Genomic DNA, 19,862 nt, shown 5'->3' with positions numbered 1-19,862 from the left:
ACGTGCCGTGCTTACCGACGAGGTCAGTGGCTGTGGCCGTGGCCACCGTGGCCGTGACCGGCGTCGCCCTCGTCGTCGGCCGGCTTCTCGACGACCAGGGTCTCGGTCGTGAGCAGCAGCGACGCGATGGAAGCGGCGTTCTCCAGCGCGGAGCGGGTGACCTTGACCGGGTCGATGACGCCGGCCTTGACCAGGTCGCCGTACTCGCCGGTAGCGGCGTTGAAGCCCTGGCCCTTGTCGAGCTCGGCGACCTTCGCGGTGATGACGTAGCCCTCGAGGCCGGCGTTCTCGGCGATCCAGCGCAGCGGCTCGACGGCGGCGCGGCGCACGACCGCGACACCGGTGGCCTCGTCGCCCGACAGGCCGAGGTTGCCCTCCAGCACCTTCACGGCGTGGACGAGAGCGGAGCCACCGCCGGAGACGATGCCCTCCTCGACCGCGGCGCGGGTCGCCGAGATGGCGTCCTCGAGACGGTGCTTCTTCTCCTTGAGCTCCACCTCGGTGGCGGCGCCGACCTTGATGACGCAGACGCCGCCGGCGAGCTTCGCCAGGCGCTCCTGCAGCTTCTCGCGGTCCCAGTCCGAGTCGGTCGACTCGATCTCGGCCTTGATCTGGTTGACGCGGCCGAGGACCTCGTCGGAGGAGCCGCCACCGTCGACGATGGTGGTGCTGTCCTTGGAGATCGTGACGCGGCGGGCGGAGCCCAGTACGTCCAGACCGGCCTGGTCGAGCTTGAGGCCGACCTCCTCGGCGATGACGGTGGCACCCGTGAGGGTGGCCATGTCCTGGAGCATCGCCTTGCGGCGGTCACCGAAGCCGGGCGCCTTGACGGCGACGGCGTTGAAGGTGCCACGGATCTTGTTGACGACGAGGGTGGAGAGCGCCTCGCCCTCGACGTCCTCGGCGATGATCAGGAGCGGCTTGGAGGCACCGGCCTGGATGACCTTCTCGAGCAGCGGCAGGAGGTCCTGGATGGAGGAGATCTTGCCCTGGTTGATCAGGATGTACGGGTCATCGAGGATGGCCTCCATACGCTCCTGGTCGGAGACCATGTACGGGGACAGGTAGCCCTTGTCGAAGGCCATGCCCTCGGTGAACTCGAGCTCCAGGCCGAAGGCGTTGGACTCCTCGACGGTGATGACGCCGTCCTTGCCGACCTTGTCCATCGCCTCGGCGATGAGGTCGCCGACCTGCTGGTCCTGCGCGGAGAGCGCGGCCACGGCGGCGATGTCGGACTTGTCCTCGATCGGACGGGCGGTCGCCAGGAGCTCGTCGGAGACGGCCTTGACGGCGGCGTCGATGCCCTTCTTCAGGGCGGCCGGGGAAGCACCCGCGGCGACGTTGCGCAGACCCTCGCGGACCAGCGCCTGCGCCAGGACGGTGGCGGTGGTGGTGCCGTCGCCCGCGACGTCGTTGGTCTTGGTCGCGACCTCCTTGACGAGCTGCGCGCCAAGGTTCTCGTACGGGTCGTCGAGCTCGACCTCACGCGCGATGGTGACACCGTCGTTCGTGATGGTCGGAGCGCCGAACTTCTTGTCGATGACGACGTTGCGGCCCTTGGGACCGATCGTCACCTTGACGGTGTCGGCAAGCTTGTTGACGCCACGCTCAAGGGCGCGACGGGCGTCCTCGTCAAACTTGAGAATCTTCGGCATGGGAGCGGTTCAGCCCTCTCGTTGCTATCCCCGGCCGCTCACCGCGACCGCCTGTCAGACACGAACTACGCCCCTCGCCGCCCGGCATCAGCAGGGGTGACCAGGGGCGTAGCTCAAAGCAAAACTGGAGAAGTGATTACTTCTCGACGATCGCGAGCACGTCGCGGGCCGAGAGGACGAGGTACTCCTCGCCGTTGTACTTCACTTCGGTGCCGCCGTACTTGGAGTACAGGACGACGTCGCCGACGGTGACGTCCAGCGGGAGACGCTGGCCGTCCTCGAAGCGACCCGGACCCACGGCGAGGACGACGCCCTCCTGGGGCTTCTCCTTCGCGGTGTCCGGGATGACCAGGCCAGAGGCCGTGGTCTGCTCGGCGTCGAGCGGCTGGACCACAATGCGGTCCTCGAGCGGCTTGATGGCAACCTTGGAGCTGGTGGTCGTCACGATCTGACCTTCCGCTTCGGAGATCCGGGGTTAATTGTCTGAGGTGGCGACCAGGTCGATCCGTCGTCGCGGGTGCCGGATCCGTCTGTCGCCGTGTTGGCACTCACCGGGGGCGAGTGCCAGACGCGAGACTATTCCGGGGATTAGCACTCGGTCAAGCGGAGTGCCAATACGAGCCGCTGGTTTCGCAGCCTCGGCCGCCTGGATGCGCCCCCCTGGGGCACCCCCGAGCCCCCGGATCGCGCGGCGCCGCTGCCGGGGACCAGTCCCCGGACCCCTGCTCCTCAAACGCCGGAGGGGCTGGATTTTCGCCGGCGTCAGCCACATCCAGCCTCGCCGGTGCTTGAGGCGCGGGGTCCGGGGCGGAGCCCCGGGGGGTCCGGGCGGCGCCCGGGGAACGGCGGAAGGGCGGGTAGGGGACTCCGCCCCGCAGGGCCCGGCAACCCGCACCCGCCCACCGAACCCCCGCCGGGACGGCAGTGGGGGCAGCCCCGGCAGGCAGCCGCCGGACGAGTCCGGCGCAGCGGGGCAAGCCCGGGAGGCCCGCCAGGGCCGGGCGGTGCGAGCTCCGCGTCAGGAAGAAGTGCCCGGTATGTGAGGGTTGGGGCATGCGGATCCTGGTCGTCGAAGACGAAGTCAGCCTTGCCGACGCACTGCGGCGCGGCCTCTCCGCCGACGGGCACTGGATCGACCTCGCCCACGACGGCCACCGCGGGCTGGACCTGGCCCTCACCGGAGGGCCGTACGACGTGGTCCTCCTCGACCTGATGCTCCCGGGCCTCTCGGGCTACGAGATCTGCACCCGGATGCGGTCCCACGGCCTCGCCACCCCCGTGCTGATGCTGACCGCCAAGGACGGCGAGTACGACGAGGCCGAGGGCCTGGACTCGGGCGCCGACGACTACCTGACGAAACCGTTCTCCTTCGTCGTCCTCGCCGCCCGCCTCCGCGCCCTCACCCGCCGCGCCGCCGCCGGCGAGGCCCGGCCCGCGGTCCTGCAGGCCGGCGACCTCGTCCTCGACCCCCTCGGCCGCCGCTGCCGCCGCGGCCCGTACGAGATCGAGCTGACCTCCCGCGAGCTCGGCGTCCTGGGCTGCCTGATGGAGCAGCCCGGCCGGGCCGTCGCCAAGCAGGACATCCTCGACGAGGTCTGGGACACCCCGCACGGCATCGACCCGAACATCGTCGAGGTGTACGTCTCCTCGCTCCGCCGGAAGATCGACGCCCCCTTCGGCCGCCGCTCGATCCTCACCGTGCACGGAACCGGCTACCGGATGGCCCCCGACGGTGGCTGATCCCGGACGCGGACGCGGACCCCGGCCCGGCCCCGGACGCGGCCCCCGGCCCCGGCCCCGGCCCCGCCGCCTCGGCGGCCTGCGCGCACGCGCCGCCGCGGCCGCCGCCCTCGCGATGGCCGCCGTGCTGGCCGCCGGCGGGCTGTGGCTCTACACCCTGCTGCGCGCCAACCTCATCGAGAACACCACCGGCCGCACCGAGCTCGCCGCCCGCAAGGTGGCCGCCCAGTACGACACCGGGGGCCTCCCGGCCGGCGGCCGGCTGCCCGCGCCCGAGGGCGGGGTCGACCTGCTGCTCGTGCGGAACGCGGCCGGCACGGTCGTGGCCACCAGCGGGGACCTGAAGGACACGCCGGAGCTCACGGAGCTGGGCCCCGCCCCCGGCCGGGACGTGCGGTCGGCCGTCCTGCCGCCCGCGCGCTCCGGCGCACAGCGGCGCGTGGTGGTCGCCGTGGACGCGCCCGGCCCGCCGGGGGCGCACGACCCGCACACCGTCTACGCCGCGACCGTGCTCGGCGACGTGGACGACGCCAACCGGGCCGTCGCGCTCGGCCTGCTGGCCGGCGCGCCCCCGCTGATCGCCTTCTCCGCGCTGCTGGCCTGGTGGGTGACGGGCCACGCGCTGCGCCCCGTCACCGCGATCCGCACCGGGCTGGCGGCGGTCACCGGGAGCGAGCTGGACCGGCGGGTCCCGGACCCGGGCGGCGCCGACGAGATCGCGCGGCTGGCCCGGGCGGTCAACGACACGCTCGACCGGCTGGAGCGCAGCGACGCCCGGCAGCGGCAGTTCACCGCCGACGCCTCGCACGAGCTGCGCAACCCCCTCGCGGCCGTCCGGTCCCGGCTGGAGGTGGCGCTGCGGGACCCCGACCGGCAGTCGGTGGCGGCCGCGCTGGCCGATACCGAGCGGCTGCAGGCCATCGCGGCCGATCTGCTCCTGCTGGCCCGGCTGGACGGCGGGCCCGCGCCGCGCACCGAGCCGGTGGACCTCGCGCTGCTGGCCGCCGAGGACGCGGCGCGGCGCCCGGAGCCCAGGGTCCCGCTACGGCTGGACGCGCGGGTTCCCGTACCGGCGGCCGGGGATCCGGCGCGGCTGGAGCGGGCGCTGGCCAACCTGGTGGACAACGCCCTGCGGTACGCCCGTACCGGGGTCGTGGTCCGGGCCTCGGCCGAGGACGGCTGGGCGCTGCTGGAGGTCACGGACGACGGGCCGGGCATCCCGGAGGCGGACCGGGACCGGGTCTTCGAGCGGTTCGTACGGCTGGACGCGGGCCGCGGCCGGGCCGGCGGCGGCACCGGGCTGGGGCTGGCCATCGCCCGGGAGATCGCGCGGGCGCACGGCGGCGAGGTCCGCGCGCTCCCGGCGCCCGGCGGGGGCGCCCGGCTGGTGCTGCGCGTGCCCGCGCGAGCCGGATCCGGCGCCACCGGCGCGTGAGGCGCGGGGGTCCGGGGGCCGGCCCCCGGTCGCGGCGCCGCACCCGCCCCTGAAGGCGCCTTCAGGACCCTCAGGGTTCCTTCAGCACCGCTCCCCCAGCATCGACAGGCATGAGCGCCCACCGCAGGAAGCCCCGTGACCCGAAGTCCCCGGTGCCCGCGTCCCGCAGGCGCAGGCTCACCCGCACCCTGCTGGGGGCCGGCTGCGCCCTGGTGGTGCTCGCGGGGGCGACCGCCTGGTACCTGTACGACGACCTCGCCTCCAGCATCGGCAGTTCCAAGGCGCTGGAAGGCGCCGAGAAGTCGAAGTCCGGCGACGTGAACATCCTGCTGATGGGTCTGGACAGCCGCCGGGACCAGAACGGCGACGACCTCCCGCCGGCGGTCCTCGACAAGCTGCACGCGGGCGCGAGCTCCGAAGTCGGCGGCTACAACACCAACACGCTGATCCTGGTGCACGTCCCCGGCGACGGGAGCAGGGCGAAGGCCTTCTCGGTGCCGCGCGACGACTTCGTCGAGCTGCGCGGCGTGCCCGGGTTCACCGGCAAGGCCAAGATCAAGGAGGCCTACGGACGGGCGAAGGCCGGGGTCGAGGACCAGCTCGCCGCCAAGGGGGTCACGGACCGGCGCCGGCTGGAGCGCGAGGGGCGCGAGGCGGGGCGCAAGGCGGAACTGGAGACGGTGCGCACCTTCCTGGGCGTGCCGATCGACCACTTCGCCGAGCTGAACCTGGCCGGTTTCTACCACCTCGCGGACGCGCTGGGCGGCGTACCGGTGTGCCTGAACAAGCCGGTGAAGGACGGTTACTCGGGGGCGGACTTCCCGGCGGGGAGGCAGACGCTCGACGGGCAGCAGTCGCTGGCCTTCGTGCGGCAGCGGCACGGCCTGACCATGGGCGACCTGGACCGGACGAAGCGGCAGCAGGCGTTCCTGGCGGGGGCCGCGTACGAGCTGAACCAGGCCGGGACCTTCACCGATCCGGTGAAGCTGATGAAGCTGATCGACTCGGCGAAGCAGGACGTCGTCACCGACCAGGGGTGGGACCTGCTGTCGTTCGTGAAGCAGGCGAAGAACCTTTCCGGGGGCGACGTGGAGTTTGTGACCCTTCCCATCGAGGGCTTCGGCAGGAACCACGGCGCCGAGATAAACGTCGTAGACGATATGAAGATAAAGCGGTTCATAGCCGAGCGGATCGGGCCCGGGGCCACTGCGAGCCCGAGCGCGCCTGGCGCCGCTCCCTCGTCACCGGGCTCGCCTTCCGCGCCGCAGGGCTCCGCCCCGGACTCCCCGAAGGGCTCCGCGAACTCCGCGCCGGCCCCCGCGCCCGCACCGTCCCGGAGCAGCAGCGGAACCCCCGCCATCGACGGCGGCGGCGTCCCGTGCGTGGACTGAAACCCCTGACGTCGGCGGGCGCGCGCCGCCGCACGGAAGCACTGCTGCTCGTCCTCGTCCTCGCCGTGACCGTTTCCGGCCACATCAGCGCCGGACTGGCGATGAACGACGAGCTCCCGGCCGGCCTCACCGGTTTCGTGGTCAGCATGACGCTGCTCGCGCTGGTGGGGCACCTGGCCGTGCGCCGGTTCGCGGCGTACGCGGATCCGCTGGTCTTCCCGCTGGCCCTGCTGCTGACCGGGCTGGGGCTGGTGCTGCTGCACCGTCTCGATCAGGGGTACCTGGACCGGTACAACGCTCCGGCGGTGGCGCCCGGCCAGCTGATGTGGACGGTGATCGGCGTCGCGGCCTGCATCGCGGTGCTGGGGCTGCTGCGCGACCACCGGCTGCTCCAGCGGTTCATCTACATCACGATGGTCGCGGCGCTGGTGGCGCTGATCGCGCCCGCCTTCTTCGGCGCGGACACCTACGGGGCGAAGCGCTGGATCAAGTTCGGCGGGCTCTCGGTGCAGCCCGGCGAGTTCGTGAAGATCATGATCGCGGTGTTCTTCGCGGGCTACCTGGTGATCCACCGGGACTCGCTGGCCCTGTCGGGCCGCAAGTTCCTCGGCATGCGGCTGCCGCCGATGCGCCAGCTCGGCCCCCTCGTCACGGTGTGGATCATCTCGCTGCTCGTGCTGGTCTTCGAGCGCGACCTCGGCACCTCGCTGATCTTCTTCGGCGTCTTCGTGGTCATGCTCTACGTGGCCACGGAACGCACGAGCTGGATCGTCTGCGGCCTGGTCCTCGCCTCGGCGGGCGCCTTCGTGGTGGGCATGACGGAACCGCACGTCAAGGCCCGCGTGGCCGCCTGGCTGAACCCGCTGTCGTACTACTGGAAGGACCGGCCGCCGGGCGTCGTCTCGGACCAGTCGGCGCAGGCGCTGTTCAGCTTCGGCACGGGCGGGATCTCCGGCACGGGCCTCGGCATGGGCCATCCCGAGCTGATCAAGTTCGCCGGCCGCAGCGACTTCATCCTGACGACGGTGGGCGAGGAGCTCGGCCTGGCCGGGGTCATGGCCGTCCTGATCCTCTACGCGCTCCTCGTGCAGCGCGGGCTGCGGATGGCGCTGGGCGCCCGCGACCCCTTCGGCAAACTGCTGGCGGTGGGCCTCTCGTCGGCCCTCGCGCTCCAGGTCTTCGTGGTGGCGGGCGGCGTCACGGGGCTGATCCCGCTGACGGGCAAGGCCCTGCCCTTCCTGGCAGCCGGCGGCTCGTCCCTCCTGGCCAACTGGATCATGATCGCCCTGCTGCTGCGCATCTCCGACAGCACCGAACGACAACGCGAGGCGGACGCCCGGGGCCCGGCGGAAACGACGATCACGCCGCAGGCCGGGCCCGAACCGCACCCCGCCGCGTCCTACAGGTAGTCCTCCAGCCGGCCGATCCGGTAGCCCTGCTCCTGTATCCGCCGGAGCATCCGGGTCGTCATCTCGGTCTCCGTCGTGCCCTTCAGCTCGGAGGGGCCGCGGAAGTGGGCCAGGATGATGTCGCCCGGTTTGAGGGCGGAGCCCTCGGCGTACTGGAAGTTGTTGATCTGCATCGACACGCGCCACAGGAGGAGCTGGGATATCCCGCACTCGTGCGCGGCCCTGAGGGTGTCGTCGTTGTGATTGCCGTACGGCGGCCGGAAGAGCGTCGGCCGCTTGCCGAAGCGCGTCTCCAGGCGGTCCTGCTGCCCGCATATCTCCTTCTTCTGTGCCTCGAAGGACAGGGTCCGGAGATTCGGGTGCGTCAGGGTGTGGTTGTTTATCGTGCTGTCGGAGCCGTTGTCGCGGAGCTTTTCGAAGTGTCCGTAGTCCGACGAGGCGATGGCGTCCGTCAGGAACATGCTGATCGGCAGCTTCAGATCGGCGGCCATCTTCAGGAACTCGGGGCTCTTCTCCGCGCCGTCGTCGAACGTCAGGAAGACGACCTTGTCGTCCGCCGGGACGGGTATTCGGTCGACGACCTGGACCCGGCCCGCCCCGGCCGGCGGGATCTGGGGTTTGACGGCAGGCTTGGGCGCGTACTGGAGGGGGCCGCCGAGGCCCCACTTCTTGTACGCCTCGTCCGCCGCGGCCGTCGATCCCTTGGCCACGGCGGAGGGGGAGGCCGCGCCCGAGGGCGTCGGAGTCGCCCTGGCCTCCGTGGTCTTGCGCCCCAGCCGCTCGATGGGGTCCACGCTGTCCCCGCACCCCGTCAGGGACAGCGCGAGCGCGCCGGCCGTCAGCGTTCCGGCTACGAACCGGCGCGCGTACCTCACAAGTAATCCTCCAAGCGGGCCACGGCGTACCCCTTGTCCGTGACGGTCTTCATGACGTGACGGATCATGTCAGTCATGCTGCCCTTCCAGTCCTCCTTGCCCCGGAAGTGCGTGAGGATGATGTCGCCGGGATGCAGGTCCTTGTCCCACTCCCGCCAGTCCATCCGGTTCGGGAAGGCCTCCTCGTTCCACAGCGGAACGGCCTTGATGCCGCAGGACTTGGCCGCGCGCAGCGTGTCCTCGTTGTAGTTCCCGTACGGCGGCCGGAAGAGCGTCGGCCGCTTGCCGAACGTCTTCTCGATCGTGTCCTGCTGTCCGCAGATCTCCTGGCGCTGCTTCTCGTACGAGAGCGCCGGCATGTAGCGGTGGTTGAGCGTGTGGTTGTTCAGCGTGACGCCCGCCGCCTGCATCTCCTTGAAGTACGGGTAGTTGTCCCGGACCAGGTAGTCGCTCAGGAAGGCGGTGTACGGGAGCTTCAGTTCCTGCATCATCTTCAGGAACTCGGGGTCCTTCTCGGCCCCGTCGTCGATCGTCAGGAAGACGACCTTCTCCTCCGTGGGGACGGTGGTGAAGACCGGGGGCAGCTCGTCCTGGCCCTCGACCTCGAAGCCGTCGCGGGTGGTGATCTCCGGCTTCTCCTTGGGCGCTTGCGGAGCGGCGAGCGGAGGCTTGGCCAGCCCCCACTTCTTCGCGGCGACCACCCTCGCCTGCTGGAGGGCCTTCAGCCTCTCGGCGTACGTGCCGAGCGCGCCGGCCGCGCCGGCCTGCTCGCCGGCGGCGCCCGCGGCGGCCTTCGCCTTCGCGGCCTTGTCCGGCGTCTCGGATCCGCCGGCCCCGCAACCCGTGCCGAGCGCGGCGACGAGCAGTGCGGCCGTCGCGGCCGTACCCAACCGGCCGCGCGCGACTGCCGCGATCCGGTGACCATGTAGCGTCTTATGTTCCTTTTGTCGGACTAGCTGCATAGTTGGGCATCCTTACACCAGCCATGCACGCACCCCGGCCGACACCGCGAGGGGAATCCGACCTTCCTCCGAGTGGCCCACCGTGGCCGACAATGGACCCGTGACCCCCGAAGACTTCGCCGCGCTCCTCGCCCCCGAGGGCCACGCCCTCCTCGACTCGCTCCGCGACTACGACCCCGCCCAGGAGCTCGCCGTCGCCACCCGGCTGCGCCGCGAACACCCCGCCGCGCTGGTCTCCGCAGCCCTCGGACAGGCCCGGCTGCGGCAGCGCGCGGTGGCGAAGTTCGGGGCCGAGGACGCCCACCGGATGTACTTCACCCCCGGCGGCGGGGAGATGGCCACCCGCGCCTCGGTGGCCTCGTACCGCGCCGAGCGGCTGGCCGCCCTGGGCGTACGGAGCCTCGCGGACCTCTGCTGCGGGATCGGCGGCGACGCCCTCGCGCTGGCCAGGCTCGGCATCCGCGTCCTGGCGGTGGACCACGATCCCCTCACCGTCGCCGTCGCGCGCGCCAATACGGCGGCACTGGGGCTGGCGGACCTGATCGAGGTCCGGGAGGCCGATGTGACGGAGGTCGACACCGCGGGCTACGACGCCGTCTTCATCGACCCGGCCCGGCGTGGGGGGCGGGGCCGCATCTTCGACCCCGAGTCCTACTCGCCGCCGCTGTCCTGGGCGATCGCCACCGCCCGCGCCGCGAAGGTGGCCGCCATCAAGATCGCCCCGGGGATCCCGCACGAGGCGGTGCCCGCCGAGGCCCAGGCCGAGTGGATCTCCGACCAGGGCGACGTGAAGGAGGCCGTGCTGTGGTTCGGGACGGCCCCCGGCGAGATCCGCGCCACCCTGCTGCCCGGCCCCCGCGCGCTGGCGACCGCCGATCCGCTGCCCGATCCCGAGGCCGGACCCGTCGGCCGCTACCTCTACGAGCCCGACGGCGCCGTCATCCGGGCCCACCTCGTCGCCGAGGTCGCCGAGCAGCTCGGCGGCCGGCTGATCGACCCGACCATCGCCTACATCACCGCCGACGAGCTGCGCGAGACCCCGTACGCGACCTCGTACGAGATCACCGACGTACTGCCGTTCGGGCTGAAGAAGCTCAAGGCCCTGATGCGCGAGCGCGGGGTCGGCATCCTCACGGTGAAGAAGCGCGGCTCCGCGATCGAGCCCGAGGAACTGCGCAAGAAGGTGAAGCCGCAGGGGCCGAACTCGGCCACGGTGTTCCTGACCAGGGTCGCCGGCGCCCCCTCGATGCTGATCGGCTCACCGACCGCCCGCCCCTGACGGCCCGCCGGGCCGCCGGGCCGCTCCTCCGAAGACGCGCAGCGCCCACCGGTAGTGCGCGCCCGCCTTGCCGAGGCCCAGCAGGGCGGTGATCCACAGGATCATGCCGAGGCCCATGGTGTAGGCGACCTCCCCGTACGTCTCGGCTCCGGGCCGGGCCGACACCGCCGACCCGAAGGTCACCCAGAGGCCGAGCCCGCCCAGGGCGAAGGAGGCCAGCAGCCAGGCCAGGCTGCGCCCGGGCGCGCGCACGGCCGCGTCCACGGACGGGTCCCGGTCCAGTTCCGCCCAGGCGCACAGCAGCCGGCGCACCTGCCGGTCCCGCTTGGCGCCCCAGGCGAACCAGAACCCGGCCGGTATCAGCACGCCCACCCCGAGCACGGCGAAGATCAGGCCGAAGAGGTACGCGAGCGGCTCGTGCGTCTCGATGGCCATCAGGGCCATGCCGACGAAGGACCAGCCCAGGGCGAAGACCGCCGAGACCGCCCAGAGGAGCAGGAGCCTGCCGAAGCCCAGACTGCGCCGCCCGAGCTCCCTGAGGAACCGGGCGCGGTCGGCCCGTACGGCGCGTACGGCGTGCTCGTCGAACCAGGCGCGCAGGTGAGCGGGAGGGGGCGGCGGCGGCAGGTCACGGCGGGGCATGCCCATGACCATATCCGCACGCCTCGGGGTCCCGCGGGCCGCCGGGCGGGGACTCAGCCTCCGCCCGGCCCTTCGAGGACCTCCACCGATTCGAAGCGCCAGCGGTGGACCGCCCGCGTGATCAAATCGGCTTCGGGCTCCGGCAGTTCGGGCAGTTCCGCGCCGATCCCCTCGGGCGTCTCCCACCAGGTGACGACGAGCACCCGGTCCTGCGGGGCGCTGAACACCTCGCGCCTTACCGGGTCTTGGGCCAGGATCCGCGAACGGGCCCACTCCAGCAGCTCGTTGGCCCGGCCGGGCACGGCCCGGGCCTCCCACATCAGCGCGATGGTGCTCACGAGTACAGGTTGTCCTTGCTCAGCTCGTGCACGTGGTCGTGGTCGTGCGCATGACCGTGGCCGTGGCCGTGGCCGTCCCCGTGGCCGTCGGAATGGCCGTGGGAATGGCCGGGAACATGCGGGTCGGTCACCGGCAGCGAGGAGTCCGCCGACAGGTCCCAGTCCGAGGCGGCCCTGTTCCGCTTGACCATCTCCGCGCCCAGCGCCGCCACCATCGCGCCGTTGTCCGTGCACAGCCCCGGCCGCGGCACCCGCAGGATGATCCCCGCGTCGTCGCACCGCTCCTGGGCGAGCGAGCGCAGCCGGGAGTTGGCCGCGACCCCGCCGCCGATCATCAGGTGGTCGACGCCCTCGTCCTTGCAGGCGCGGATCGCCTTGCGGGTCAGGACGTCCACCACGGCTTCCTGGAAGGAGGCCGCCACATCGCGCACCGGCACGTCCTCGCCCGCCTTGCGCTTCGCCTCGATCCAGCGGGCGACCGAGGTCTTGAGCCCGGAGAAGGAGAAGTCGTACGGGGCGTCGCGCGGACCGGTCAGCCCGCGCGGGAAGGCGATCGCCTTCGGGTCCCCCTCGCGGGCGAGCCGGTCGATGACCGGGCCGCCGGGGAAGCCCAGCTGCAGGACGCGCGCGATCTTGTCGAAGGCCTCGCCGGCCGCGTCGTCGATGGTCGCGCCGAGCGGCCGTACGTCGGAGGTGATGTCGGGGGCCAGCAGCAGCGAGGAGTGCCCGCCGGAGACCAGCAGCGCCATCGTCGGCTCGGGCAGCGGCCCGTGCTCCAGCTGGTCGACGCAGATGTGCGAGGCGAGGTGGTTCACCCCGTACAGCGGCTTGCCCAGCGCGTACGCGTAGGCCTTCGCGGCGGAGACGCCCACCAGCAGGGCCCCGGCGAGGCCCGGGCCGGCGGTGACGGCGATGCCGTCGAGGTCGCGGGCGCTGACCCCGGCCTCCTTCAGGGCGCGCTCGATGGTGGGGACCATCGCCTCCAGGTGTGCGCGGGAGGCCACCTCGGGCACGACCCCGCCGAAACGGGCGTGCTCGTCGACGCTCGACGCGATGGCGTCCGCGAGCAGCGTCGTGCCGCGGACGACGCCGACGCCGGTCTCGTCGCAGGAGGTCTCGATGCCGAGGACGAGCGGTTCGTCAGCCATGGGTCGTCTCACCTTGCAGGGGTTTGAGATATGCGGGGTCGGAATAGGCGGGGTCGGGGTCTACGGGGTGTGCGGGGTCGGAAACGCGGCGCATCACGAGGGCGTCCACATTGCCGGGCTGGTAGTAGCCGCGCCGGAAGCCGATCGGCTCGAAGCCGAAGCGCGCGTAGAGCCTTTGGGCCCGGACGTTGTCGACCCGCACCTCCAGCAGCACCTCGGCGCACTCGAACGCGGTGGCGGCGCGCAGCAGATCGGTCAGCAGCCGGGCACCGAGCCCGGTGCCCCACTGGTCGCGGGCCGCGGCGATGGTCTGTACGTCGGCCAGGTCCCCGGCGGCGGCCAGCCCGGCGTAGCCGACCAGCCGGCCGGCCTCCTCCGCCACGACGTAGCGGCGCGTGGCGCCGGGGCCGCGGGCGTGGGCGAGCTCGGACCAGAACATCCCGGCCGACCAGGCGTCCTCGGGGAACAGCTCGTGCTCCAGCTCCAGCACGGGCCCGATGTCCCACCAGCGCATCTCGCGCAGGACGACTGCTGAGGTGGCTGTCACTGCGGGGTGACCACCTTGTAGTTCTTGGGCACCTCGGCGTCGGGCCGGCGCAGGTAGAGCGGGGTCGGGGGCAGGAAGGCCGCCCCCGCCGCCAGCCGCTCCGCGGCCAGGGCGGCCAGCGCGGCGGCGCTCTGGTGCTCGGGGGCCCGCGCGTCGGTGAAGACCTCCGGGTAGAGCTGCGCGCCCTGCCCCACGGCGGGCAGTCCGGCGACGCGCTCGGCGATGTCGGCCGGCCGGTCCACCGCGGGCTCGCCGGCCCGGGTGCGGGGGTCCTCGTAGCGCGCCCAGTAGACCTCCTTGCGCCGGGCGTCGGTGGCCACGGTGAAGGGGCCCTCGATCCCGGCCGCGCCGGCCGCGTAGGCCAGGCCGTCGAGGGTGCACAGCCCGTGGACGGGCACGCCGAGGACGGAGGCGAAGGTGGCCGCGGTCACGAGGCCGACGCGCAGTCCCGTGTAGGGGCCGGGGCCGACGCCGACGACGATGCCGGTGACGGCTTCGAGCTTCACCCCCGCCGCGGCGAGGACCTTGTCGACGGAGGGCAGCAGGAGCTCCCCGTGGCGGCGGGCGTCGACCTGGTTCGACTCGGCGAGGACGGACTCGCCGTCGTGCAGGGCGACGGTGACGGCGGGCGTGGCGGTATCTACAGCGAGCAAGAGCACGCGAACAGCCTACGACTCCGGGGCCCCCGGCCCTTGCGGCCGGTCTGCGGGCACCCCTGCTGCTACCTTCGGACCAGGTGTCGGGGTGTGATCGTCCGCCCGACGTCCGACTGGCATCGACTGACCATGCGGAGAGGTGGAGCAAGGTGGCACGCAGCAGCTCGGGAATCGTGGCCGGGCTCACCGTCGCGGCGCTCGCCGTCGTCGGTTTCCTCGGCTACCAGGCCTCCGCCTCCGCTCCCGCGCTCCCGCCGAAGGCCTCCGCGCAGAGCCCGGTGCCCGCTCCGAGCGACTCGGGGCCCGCCAAGACGGACCCGGCGAAGCCGGTGGCCCTCCCGGCCGATTCCGGCACCGGGGTGCGCGTCGTGTACTCGCTGAGCGCCAAGCGCGTGTGGCTGGTGGGCCCCACCGGGGAGCCGAAGTCCTTCGCGGTGGTGCCGAGCACGGTGCACCCGGCGCCGGGCCGGTACACGGTGGGCGGCCGCACGGGCGCGATCACCGGCTCGGACGGGGTGCCGATCGAGCACGTCGTCCGGTTCGCGAGTCCGCAGGGGGTCACGGTCGGCTTCAGCGCCCGCGTGGACAACACCCTCCCGGCGCCCGATCCGGCCAAGAAGACCGGCGGTGTCCGCATGCTGCGCGCGGACGGCGACGCGATGTGGGCCTTCGCGACGATCGGCTCGAAGGTCGTCGTCGTTCCCTGACCCGAGTGGCCGACCGCCCCTCGCCGGACGGGTCGGCCGACCCGGTCGCGACACACCAAGTTCACTCGTACGGGGCCTGTGCCGTCAGGCGGTCCCCGCGTCAGGCCGCTTCGGACTCCGGGGCGGCCTGTTCTCCGTCGAGGGCCTGTTCGCTGCCCTCCGCCCCCTCCCCTACGGGATCGGGCTCCGGGGCGTGCTCGCGCGCGGGCGGAGTCGACACGGCGCTGGCGGCGGCGCCCGCGGCGAGCAGCGCCCCCACGGACACGGCGGACGGGCGCGGGACGCCCGCTGCTCCTGTTGTCGACATGGCTGCCTCCTGGCCGGGGCCGGCCCGCACTTAGGTACGCCTAACCAGCCCTCCGTACCATGTGACCACGCGCCCCGCCGCCCGCGCAATATCTTCCCGACGACTTGTCGGAACGTTTCTCGCCGCGCCGCACTGCGCCTACTCCGGCGACAGGACGCCCGCGAGGCTCTCCAGACCCGCCCCGGCGGACCAGCGGGTGCCGATCCCGCGGACCATGACCTCGCGCACGTCGTCCAGGACCTCCTCGTGGCCGACCGCCCGGCGGATCACCACGTGCAGCCGGTCGTCGGACAGCTCCTCGACCTTGCCGTCGCCCCACTCCACGACGATGACGGACTCGGGCAGCGAGACGTCGAGGTCCAGGTCCTCCATCTCGTCCAGCCCGCCGCCCAGCCGGTACGCGTCCACGTGCACCAGCGCCGGACCGCCGGTCAGCGAGGGGTGGACCCGGGCGATCACGAAGGTCGGCGAGGTCACGGCCCCGCGCACGCCCAGGCCCTCGCCGAGGCCGCGGGTCAGGGTGGTCTTCCCGGCGCCGAGCTCCCCCGTCAGCAGGACGAGGTCGCCGGGGCGCAGCAGACCGGCGATCCGGCGCCCGAGGTCCTGCATGGCGTCCGGCGAACCGACGGTGACGTGCGTTTCCGTGTCAGGTACTTCTTCCATGCCGGCCAACGTTAGCCGCTGCGGACACCGTCCCGGTGCGCGCGAGCAGCTCGGTGAGCAGCCGGGTCACGGTGTCCGGGTGCTCCAGCATCATCAGGTGCCCGGCGGCCTCCAGGACGACCAGCTCCGCGGAGGGCAGCGCTTCCTTGATGGCCCGGCTGTGCTCGGGCGGGGTGACCATGTCGCGGTCCCCGGCGATGACGGTGACGGGGATGTCCGCGAACCGCTGGAGGGCGGCCGTCTTGTCGTGCGTCTGGAAGGCCGGGTAGAACTCGGCGACCACGTCGATGGGCGTGGCCTCGATGAGCCGCTCGGCGAAGCGGGCGACGCCCGGGTCGACGTCGCGCGAGCCGAAGGAGTACATCTTGACCATCCCGGCGAACAGGTCGGCGGTGGCCCGCCGGCCCCTCTCCACCAGTTCCACCTGGGAGCCGAGCGCCTTGAGCACCCCGGGCAGCAGGCGTCGTACCGTGCCGAAGCCCAGGGCGGGCAGCCCGTACGTGACCTCGTCCAGCCGGCCGCTGGAGGTGCCGACCAGCGCCACTCCGGCCACCCGGTCCCGGATGAGGCCGGGGAACTCCTGGGCGAGTCCCATGATGGTCATCCCGCCCATCGAGTGACCGACCAGGATCAGCGGGCCCTCGGGGGCGGCGGCGTCGATGACGGCCTTCAGGTCGCGGCCGAGCTGCTCGAAGGTGACCGGCTCGCCGTCGGCCTGGGCCAGGCCGCGCGCGCTGCGGCCGTGGCTGCGCTGGTCCCAGTAGACGGCGCGGACCAGGCCGCGCAGCGCGGCGCGCTGGAAGTGCCAGGAGTCCTGCGCGAGGCAGTAGCCGTGGCAGAACACCACGGTCGGCCGGGCCGGGGCCCTGCGGCGCAGCCGGCGCCGCTTGCCGTCCTCGGGCAGTTCGTCGACCTCGTAGTAGAGCGCGGTGCCGTCCTCGGACCGAGCGGTGCCGGGGGCGCCGCGCAGGGATCCGTAGTCCCCGGTCGCGTCGAGCGCGAGACGCGCCTTCACGCGCATGCCCCGGCCGACGGTGATCCGTTCGACCGCGACCCCGGCCGCCGCTCCGGCGGCTATCACGCCGATGGCGGCGCCGGCCCAGCCCGCCTTGCGCCAGTTCTCGCTCACGCCGCCACCCTCACTCAGCCGTTGAGGTATACGCGGGGGACCCGGCCCCCGATACGGGTGACGATCTCATACCCGATCGTGTGCGCCGCTCGAGCCCAGTCCTCGGCGGTGGGTTCACCGCGCTCCGCGTCGCCGAAGATGACGGCCTCGTCGCCGGCGCGGGCGTGGCCTCCGTCCAGGTCGACCACGAACTGGTCCATGGCCACGCGCCCGGCGACGGTGCGGATGCGGCCGCCGACGAGCACCGGGCCGGCCCCGGACGCCTGGCGCGGGACGCCGTCGGCGTAGCCCGCCGGGATCAGCGCGAGGGTGGTCTCCCGGTCGGTGACGTAGTGGTGGCCGTAGCTGACCCCGTGCCCGGCCGGCACGGTCTTGACCAGCGCGACGGTGGCCTTGAGGGCCATCGCGGGCCGCAGGCCGAGCTGGGCGGGGGTGCCGAGTTCGGGCGCGGGCGAAACCCCGTAGAGGGCCAGGCCGCAGCGGACCAGGTCGAAGTGGGACTCGGGGAGGGTGAGCGTGGCCGGCGAGTTGGCGATGTGCCGGACCTCGGGCTCGACGCCCTCCTTCTCCGCGTACGCGAGCATGTCGCGGAAGGCGGCCAGCTGGAGCTGGATGGAGGGGTGTCCGGGCTCGTCGGCGCAGGCGAAGTGCGACCAGACGCCGGTGACGCGGACGGTGCCCTCGGCCTGGGCGGCGACGGCCGCGGTCACCAGGGCCTCCCAGTCGGCGGGCTGGCAGCCGTTGCGGCCCAGGCCCGTGTCGGCCTTCAGGTGGATCCGGGCCGTCAGGCCGGCGGCGCGGGCGGCTTCCCGTACCTCGTCGAGGGCCCACATCGCGCTGACGGACACGTCGACACCGGCTTCGAGTGCCTCCCGCCAGGGGCCGCCGGGGGTCCACAGCCAGCACATGACGGGGCCTTCGAGTCCGGCGGCGCGCAGTGCGAGGGCTTCCTCGGGCGTCGCGGTCCCGAGCCAGCTCGCCCCGGCCTCCTGTGCGGCCTTGGCGCAGGCCACGGCCCCGTGCCCGTAGGCATCCGCCTTGACGACGGCCATCAGCCCGGACCGGGGCGCCCGCTCGCGCAGTGCGCGCACGTTCGCCCGGACGGCGTCAAGATCGATCTCGGCGTACACGCGCATCGGTGTCTCGTTCATCCCACCCAGTCTCTCAGAGCCCTCCCCGGCGGACCGAACAGGCGGGGCCCGGCGGCCCGCCACCGGGCCCCTTGCCTGTACGGCTGCTTTCCGCTTCCTTTCCGGGTCCGTCAGCCGAGGGACCCGGTACCGGACCACCCGCCGGCGGCGACCTCGACGGAGGGGGAGGCGGATGTCTGATCACCTGGGAGCACGCTGAGGCGCCCCCGAGGCGGCCCCCGGGGCGGCCGCACACACGGCACCGGCCCCGGATCATGATCACCTTACGGCGTGCCCGAACGGCGTCCCCCCGCGTTCTGCGGCGGCCTTCGACCCGCCGGCCCGCACGGACAAGCCGACCGCAGGCCAAACCCAGCCCCGCCGGCGTTTGAGGCGCGGCGGTCCGGGGGCAAAGCCCCCCGGCAGCGGCGCCGCCCCCGGGACCCGAACTAGCGGCGGGCGACCTCGCGCCAGGCCCGGGGCAGGGCTTCGGCCACCTGGTGGGCCAGCAGGGGGCCGCCGGTCAGGCGGGCCGCCAGGCCGTGGAGGTACGCCGCCACGGACGCGGCGTCCACGGCCGGCAGGCCGGCCGCCAGCAGCGACCCGGCCAGTCCTGACAGCACGTCCCCGCTCCCGGCCGTGGCCAGCCACGGAGTCCCGGTCGGGTTGACCCGGACGGGGCCGGGCCCGCCCGGGGCGATCAGGGTCGTCGACCCCTTCAGCAGGGCCACCGCCCCGTACCGCTCCGCGAGCTCCCGCACGGCCGCCAGCCGCCCCGCCTCGACCGTCTCCCGCGCGACCCCCAGCAGCGCCGCCGCCTCCCCCGCGTGCGGGGTCAGCAGGGTCGGGGCCGCCCGGGCCCGCAGCCCGCCGGGGTCCAGCCCGCGCAGGCCGTCCGCGTCCACGAGCACCGGCACCGGCTGCGACAGCGCCTCCCGCACCTCGGGACCGCCCTCGTCGCCCAGCCCCGGTCCGACCACCCACGCCTGTACCCGGCCGGTCCCGATCAGCGTCTCCGGGTACCGGGCCAGTACGGCCTCCGCCACGGCGGGCGGCCCCACGTAGCGCACCGCGCCCGCGCCGCCGCGCAGCGCCCCCGCCACCGCGAGCACCGCCGCACCCGGGTAGCGCGCGGACCCGGCGACGATCCCGAGCACGCCGCGCCGGTACTTGTCGCTCGACGCCGTCGGCTTCGGCAGGAGCCCCGCCACGTCGGCGTGCTGCAGGGCCTGCATCTCCGGGGCCCCGAAGTCCAGCCCGATGTCCACCAGGTGCAGCGCCCCCGCGCGCGAGGCGCCCGGGTCGATCAGCAGCCCCGGCTTGTACGCCCCGAAGGTCACCGTCACGTCAGCCGTCACGGCCGCTCCGGCCACTTCCCCGGTGTCCGCGTCCACCCCGCTCGGCAGGTCCACCGCGACCACCGGCGCGCCCGCCGGGATCCGCTCCACCAGCGCGGCCGCGGCCGGCCGCAGGGCGCCCCGGCCGCCGATGCCGACCAGCCCGTCGAGCACCAGGTCGGCCCGGGCCGGCGGCTCCCCGGCGAGGCGGCCGCCGGCGGCCCGCAGCGCGGCCAGTCCGCCCGCGTGCACCCGGGCGGGATCCACCGCGACGGCCGTCACCCCGGCCCCGCGCCGGGCCAGCCGGGCGCCCGCGTAGAGGGTGTCGCCGCCGTTGTCCCCCGGGCCGACCAGCAGCACCACGCGGGACCCGTACACGCGGGGCAGCAGCCGGACGCAGACGGCGGCCAGTCCGGCCGCCGCCCGCTGCATCAGGGTGCCTTCGGGCAGCCGGGCCATCAGCTCGCGCTCGGCGGCCCGTACGGTCTCCACGCTGTAAGCAGTACGCATGC

20 protein-coding genes are annotated in these 19,862 nt (G+C 73.3%); 6 read left to right on the top strand and 14 right to left on the bottom strand.

The window, feature by feature from the left end:
• Positions 1 to 23 precede the first annotated feature (23 nt).
• Entirely contained in the window at positions 24 to 1,655 is a 1,632-nt protein-coding gene (gene groL / locus AC6CKD_RS01340) for a chaperonin GroEL (protein WP_498324597.1), read from the bottom strand.
• 136 nt (positions 1,656 to 1,791) lie between these two features.
• Positions 1,792 to 2,100, bottom strand: coding sequence for a co-chaperone GroES (gene groES, locus AC6CKD_RS01335; RefSeq protein WP_008739621.1), 309 nt, complete (start codon positions 2,098 to 2,100; stop codon positions 1,792 to 1,794).
• Between the two features lie 608 nt (positions 2,101 to 2,708).
• On the opposite strand from groES, the gene AC6CKD_RS01330 reads away from it, so the two are divergent.
• The 4 genes from AC6CKD_RS01330 to AC6CKD_RS01315 all read left to right on the top strand — a co-directional run bounded on the left by AC6CKD_RS01330 (position 2,709) and on the right by AC6CKD_RS01315 (position 7,630).
• Entirely contained in the window at positions 2,709 to 3,395 is a 687-nt protein-coding gene (locus AC6CKD_RS01330) for a response regulator transcription factor (RefSeq protein WP_498324596.1), read from the top strand.
• Complete coding sequence (locus tag AC6CKD_RS01325; protein ID WP_498324595.1) at positions 3,388 to 4,830, top strand: sensor histidine kinase; 1,443 nt, start codon at positions 3,388 to 3,390, stop codon at positions 4,828 to 4,830. Before AC6CKD_RS01330 ends, AC6CKD_RS01325 begins: the two co-directional genes overlap by 8 nt.
• 110 nt (positions 4,831 to 4,940) lie before the next feature.
• Positions 4,941 to 6,221, top strand: a complete 1,281-nt coding sequence (locus AC6CKD_RS01320) for an LCP family protein (protein WP_498324594.1) — start codon at positions 4,941 to 4,943, stop codon at positions 6,219 to 6,221.
• Positions 6,209 to 7,630, top strand: a complete 1,422-nt coding sequence (locus tag AC6CKD_RS01315) for an FtsW/RodA/SpoVE family cell cycle protein (RefSeq protein WP_498324593.1) — start codon at positions 6,209 to 6,211, stop codon at positions 7,628 to 7,630. Before AC6CKD_RS01320 ends, AC6CKD_RS01315 begins: the two co-directional genes overlap by 13 nt.
• On the opposite strand, the gene AC6CKD_RS01310 is transcribed toward AC6CKD_RS01315, so the two are convergent.
• Both AC6CKD_RS01310 and AC6CKD_RS01305 read right to left on the bottom strand, forming a co-directional pair.
• Complete coding sequence (locus AC6CKD_RS01310; protein WP_498324592.1) at positions 7,621 to 8,505, bottom strand: polysaccharide deacetylase family protein; 885 nt, start codon at positions 8,503 to 8,505, stop codon at positions 7,621 to 7,623. The two genes, AC6CKD_RS01315 and AC6CKD_RS01310, sit on opposite strands and share 10 nt — an antisense overlap.
• Positions 8,502 to 9,467 (bottom strand): polysaccharide deacetylase family protein, encoded by a 966-nt coding sequence (locus tag AC6CKD_RS01305; protein ID WP_498324591.1) that lies wholly within the window; start codon positions 9,465 to 9,467, stop codon positions 8,502 to 8,504. Before AC6CKD_RS01305 ends, AC6CKD_RS01310 begins: the two co-directional genes overlap by 4 nt.
• Positions 9,468 to 9,567: 100 nt before the next feature.
• Between AC6CKD_RS01305 and AC6CKD_RS01300 the strand changes: the two genes are divergently transcribed.
• Complete coding sequence (locus AC6CKD_RS01300) at positions 9,568 to 10,746, top strand: class I SAM-dependent methyltransferase (protein ID WP_498324590.1); 1,179 nt, start codon at positions 9,568 to 9,570, stop codon at positions 10,744 to 10,746.
• On the opposite strand, the gene AC6CKD_RS01295 is transcribed toward AC6CKD_RS01300, so the two are convergent.
• The 5 genes from AC6CKD_RS01295 to tsaB are packed head-to-tail and all read right to left on the bottom strand — an operon-like array spanning position 10,726 to position 14,080.
• Complete coding sequence (locus tag AC6CKD_RS01295) at positions 10,726 to 11,388, bottom strand: hypothetical protein (protein WP_498324589.1); 663 nt, start codon at positions 11,386 to 11,388, stop codon at positions 10,726 to 10,728. The genes AC6CKD_RS01300 and AC6CKD_RS01295 overlap by 21 nt on opposite strands.
• A gap of 53 nt (positions 11,389 to 11,441) precedes the next feature.
• Complete coding sequence (locus AC6CKD_RS01290) at positions 11,442 to 11,726, bottom strand: hypothetical protein (protein WP_498324588.1); 285 nt, start codon at positions 11,724 to 11,726, stop codon at positions 11,442 to 11,444.
• The gene (gene tsaD, locus AC6CKD_RS01285) at positions 11,723 to 12,874 is read right to left on the bottom strand and encodes a tRNA (adenosine(37)-N6)-threonylcarbamoyltransferase complex transferase subunit TsaD (protein WP_498324587.1); all 1,152 of its coding nucleotides are present in this window, start codon (positions 12,872 to 12,874) and stop codon (positions 11,723 to 11,725) included. Before tsaD ends, AC6CKD_RS01290 begins: the two co-directional genes overlap by 4 nt.
• The gene (rimI, locus tag AC6CKD_RS01280) at positions 12,867 to 13,388 is read right to left on the bottom strand and encodes a ribosomal protein S18-alanine N-acetyltransferase (protein WP_498325388.1); all 522 of its coding nucleotides are present in this window, start codon (positions 13,386 to 13,388) and stop codon (positions 12,867 to 12,869) included. The genes tsaD and rimI overlap by 8 nt, the downstream gene beginning before the upstream one ends.
• A 29-nt stretch (positions 13,389 to 13,417) precedes the next feature.
• Positions 13,418 to 14,080, bottom strand: a complete 663-nt coding sequence (tsaB, locus tag AC6CKD_RS01275; RefSeq protein WP_498324586.1) for a tRNA (adenosine(37)-N6)-threonylcarbamoyltransferase complex dimerization subunit type 1 TsaB — start codon at positions 14,078 to 14,080, stop codon at positions 13,418 to 13,420.
• Between the two features lie 146 nt (positions 14,081 to 14,226).
• On the opposite strand from tsaB, the gene AC6CKD_RS01270 reads away from it, so the two are divergent.
• Positions 14,227 to 14,784 (top strand): hypothetical protein, encoded by a 558-nt coding sequence (locus tag AC6CKD_RS01270; RefSeq protein ID WP_498324585.1) that lies wholly within the window; start codon positions 14,227 to 14,229, stop codon positions 14,782 to 14,784.
• A 100-nt stretch (positions 14,785 to 14,884) separates the two neighbouring features.
• Here AC6CKD_RS01270 and AC6CKD_RS01265 read toward each other — a convergent pair whose 3' ends face one another.
• The 5 genes from AC6CKD_RS01265 to AC6CKD_RS01245 all read right to left on the bottom strand — a co-directional run bounded on the left by AC6CKD_RS01265 (position 14,885) and on the right by AC6CKD_RS01245 (position 19,860).
• A complete protein-coding gene (locus tag AC6CKD_RS01265; RefSeq protein WP_498324584.1) occupies positions 14,885 to 15,091 on the bottom strand; it encodes a hypothetical protein in 207 nt (68 codons plus the stop codon).
• Between the two features lie 138 nt (positions 15,092 to 15,229).
• Positions 15,230 to 15,754 carry a tRNA (adenosine(37)-N6)-threonylcarbamoyltransferase complex ATPase subunit type 1 TsaE gene (gene tsaE / locus AC6CKD_RS01260; RefSeq protein ID WP_498324583.1) on the bottom strand — a complete coding sequence of 175 codons (525 nt, stop codon included), beginning with the start codon at positions 15,752 to 15,754 and terminating at the stop codon, positions 15,230 to 15,232.
• Positions 15,738 to 16,883 (bottom strand): alpha/beta fold hydrolase, encoded by a 1,146-nt coding sequence (locus tag AC6CKD_RS01255; RefSeq protein ID WP_498324582.1) that lies wholly within the window; start codon positions 16,881 to 16,883, stop codon positions 15,738 to 15,740. Before AC6CKD_RS01255 ends, tsaE begins: the two co-directional genes overlap by 17 nt.
• A 14-nt stretch (positions 16,884 to 16,897) precedes the next feature.
• Positions 16,898 to 18,034: an alanine racemase gene (alr, locus tag AC6CKD_RS01250; RefSeq protein ID WP_498324581.1), complete on the bottom strand. Its 1,137-nt coding sequence runs from the start codon at positions 18,032 to 18,034 to the stop codon at positions 16,898 to 16,900.
• 428 nt (positions 18,035 to 18,462) lie between these two features.
• Entirely contained in the window at positions 18,463 to 19,860 is a 1,398-nt protein-coding gene (locus tag AC6CKD_RS01245) for an NAD(P)H-hydrate dehydratase (protein ID WP_498324580.1), read from the bottom strand.
• Positions 19,861 to 19,862: the final 2 nt, after the last annotated feature.

It is taken from the genome of Streptomyces sp. GQ60, from assembly GCF_059758875.1.
Note: the sequence above shows the minus strand (reverse complement) of the source record. Positions and strands in the feature narration are given on the sequence as shown.

Coding starts and splice junctions, on each gene's coding strand:
- AC6CKD_RS01295 (WP_498324589.1), bottom strand. CDS start 11,388: ATGCCCCGCCGTGACCTGCCGCCGCCGCCCCCTCCCGCTCACCTGCGC.
- AC6CKD_RS01330 (WP_498324596.1), top strand. CDS start 2,709: ATGCGGATCCTGGTCGTCGAAGACGAAGTCAGCCTTGCCGACGCACTG.
- tsaE (WP_498324583.1), bottom strand. CDS start 15,754: ATGGAAGAAGTACCTGACACGGAAACGCACGTCACCGTCGGTTCGCCG.
- tsaD (WP_498324587.1), bottom strand. CDS start 12,874: ATGGCTGACGAACCGCTCGTCCTCGGCATCGAGACCTCCTGCGACGAG.
- AC6CKD_RS01320 (WP_498324594.1), top strand. CDS start 4,941: ATGAGCGCCCACCGCAGGAAGCCCCGTGACCCGAAGTCCCCGGTGCCC.
- rimI (WP_498325388.1), bottom strand. CDS start 13,388: ATGCGCTGGTGGGACATCGGGCCCGTGCTGGAGCTGGAGCACGAGCTG.
- AC6CKD_RS01305 (WP_498324591.1), bottom strand. CDS start 9,467: ATGCAGCTAGTCCGACAAAAGGAACATAAGACGCTACATGGTCACCGG.
- AC6CKD_RS01245 (WP_498324580.1), bottom strand. CDS start 19,860: ATGCGTACTGCTTACAGCGTGGAGACCGTACGGGCCGCCGAGCGCGAG.
- AC6CKD_RS01265 (WP_498324584.1), bottom strand. CDS start 15,091: ATGTCGACAACAGGAGCAGCGGGCGTCCCGCGCCCGTCCGCCGTGTCC.
- groL (WP_498324597.1), bottom strand. CDS start 1,655: ATGCCGAAGATTCTCAAGTTTGACGAGGACGCCCGTCGCGCCCTTGAG.
- alr (WP_498324581.1), bottom strand. CDS start 18,034: ATGAACGAGACACCGATGCGCGTGTACGCCGAGATCGATCTTGACGCC.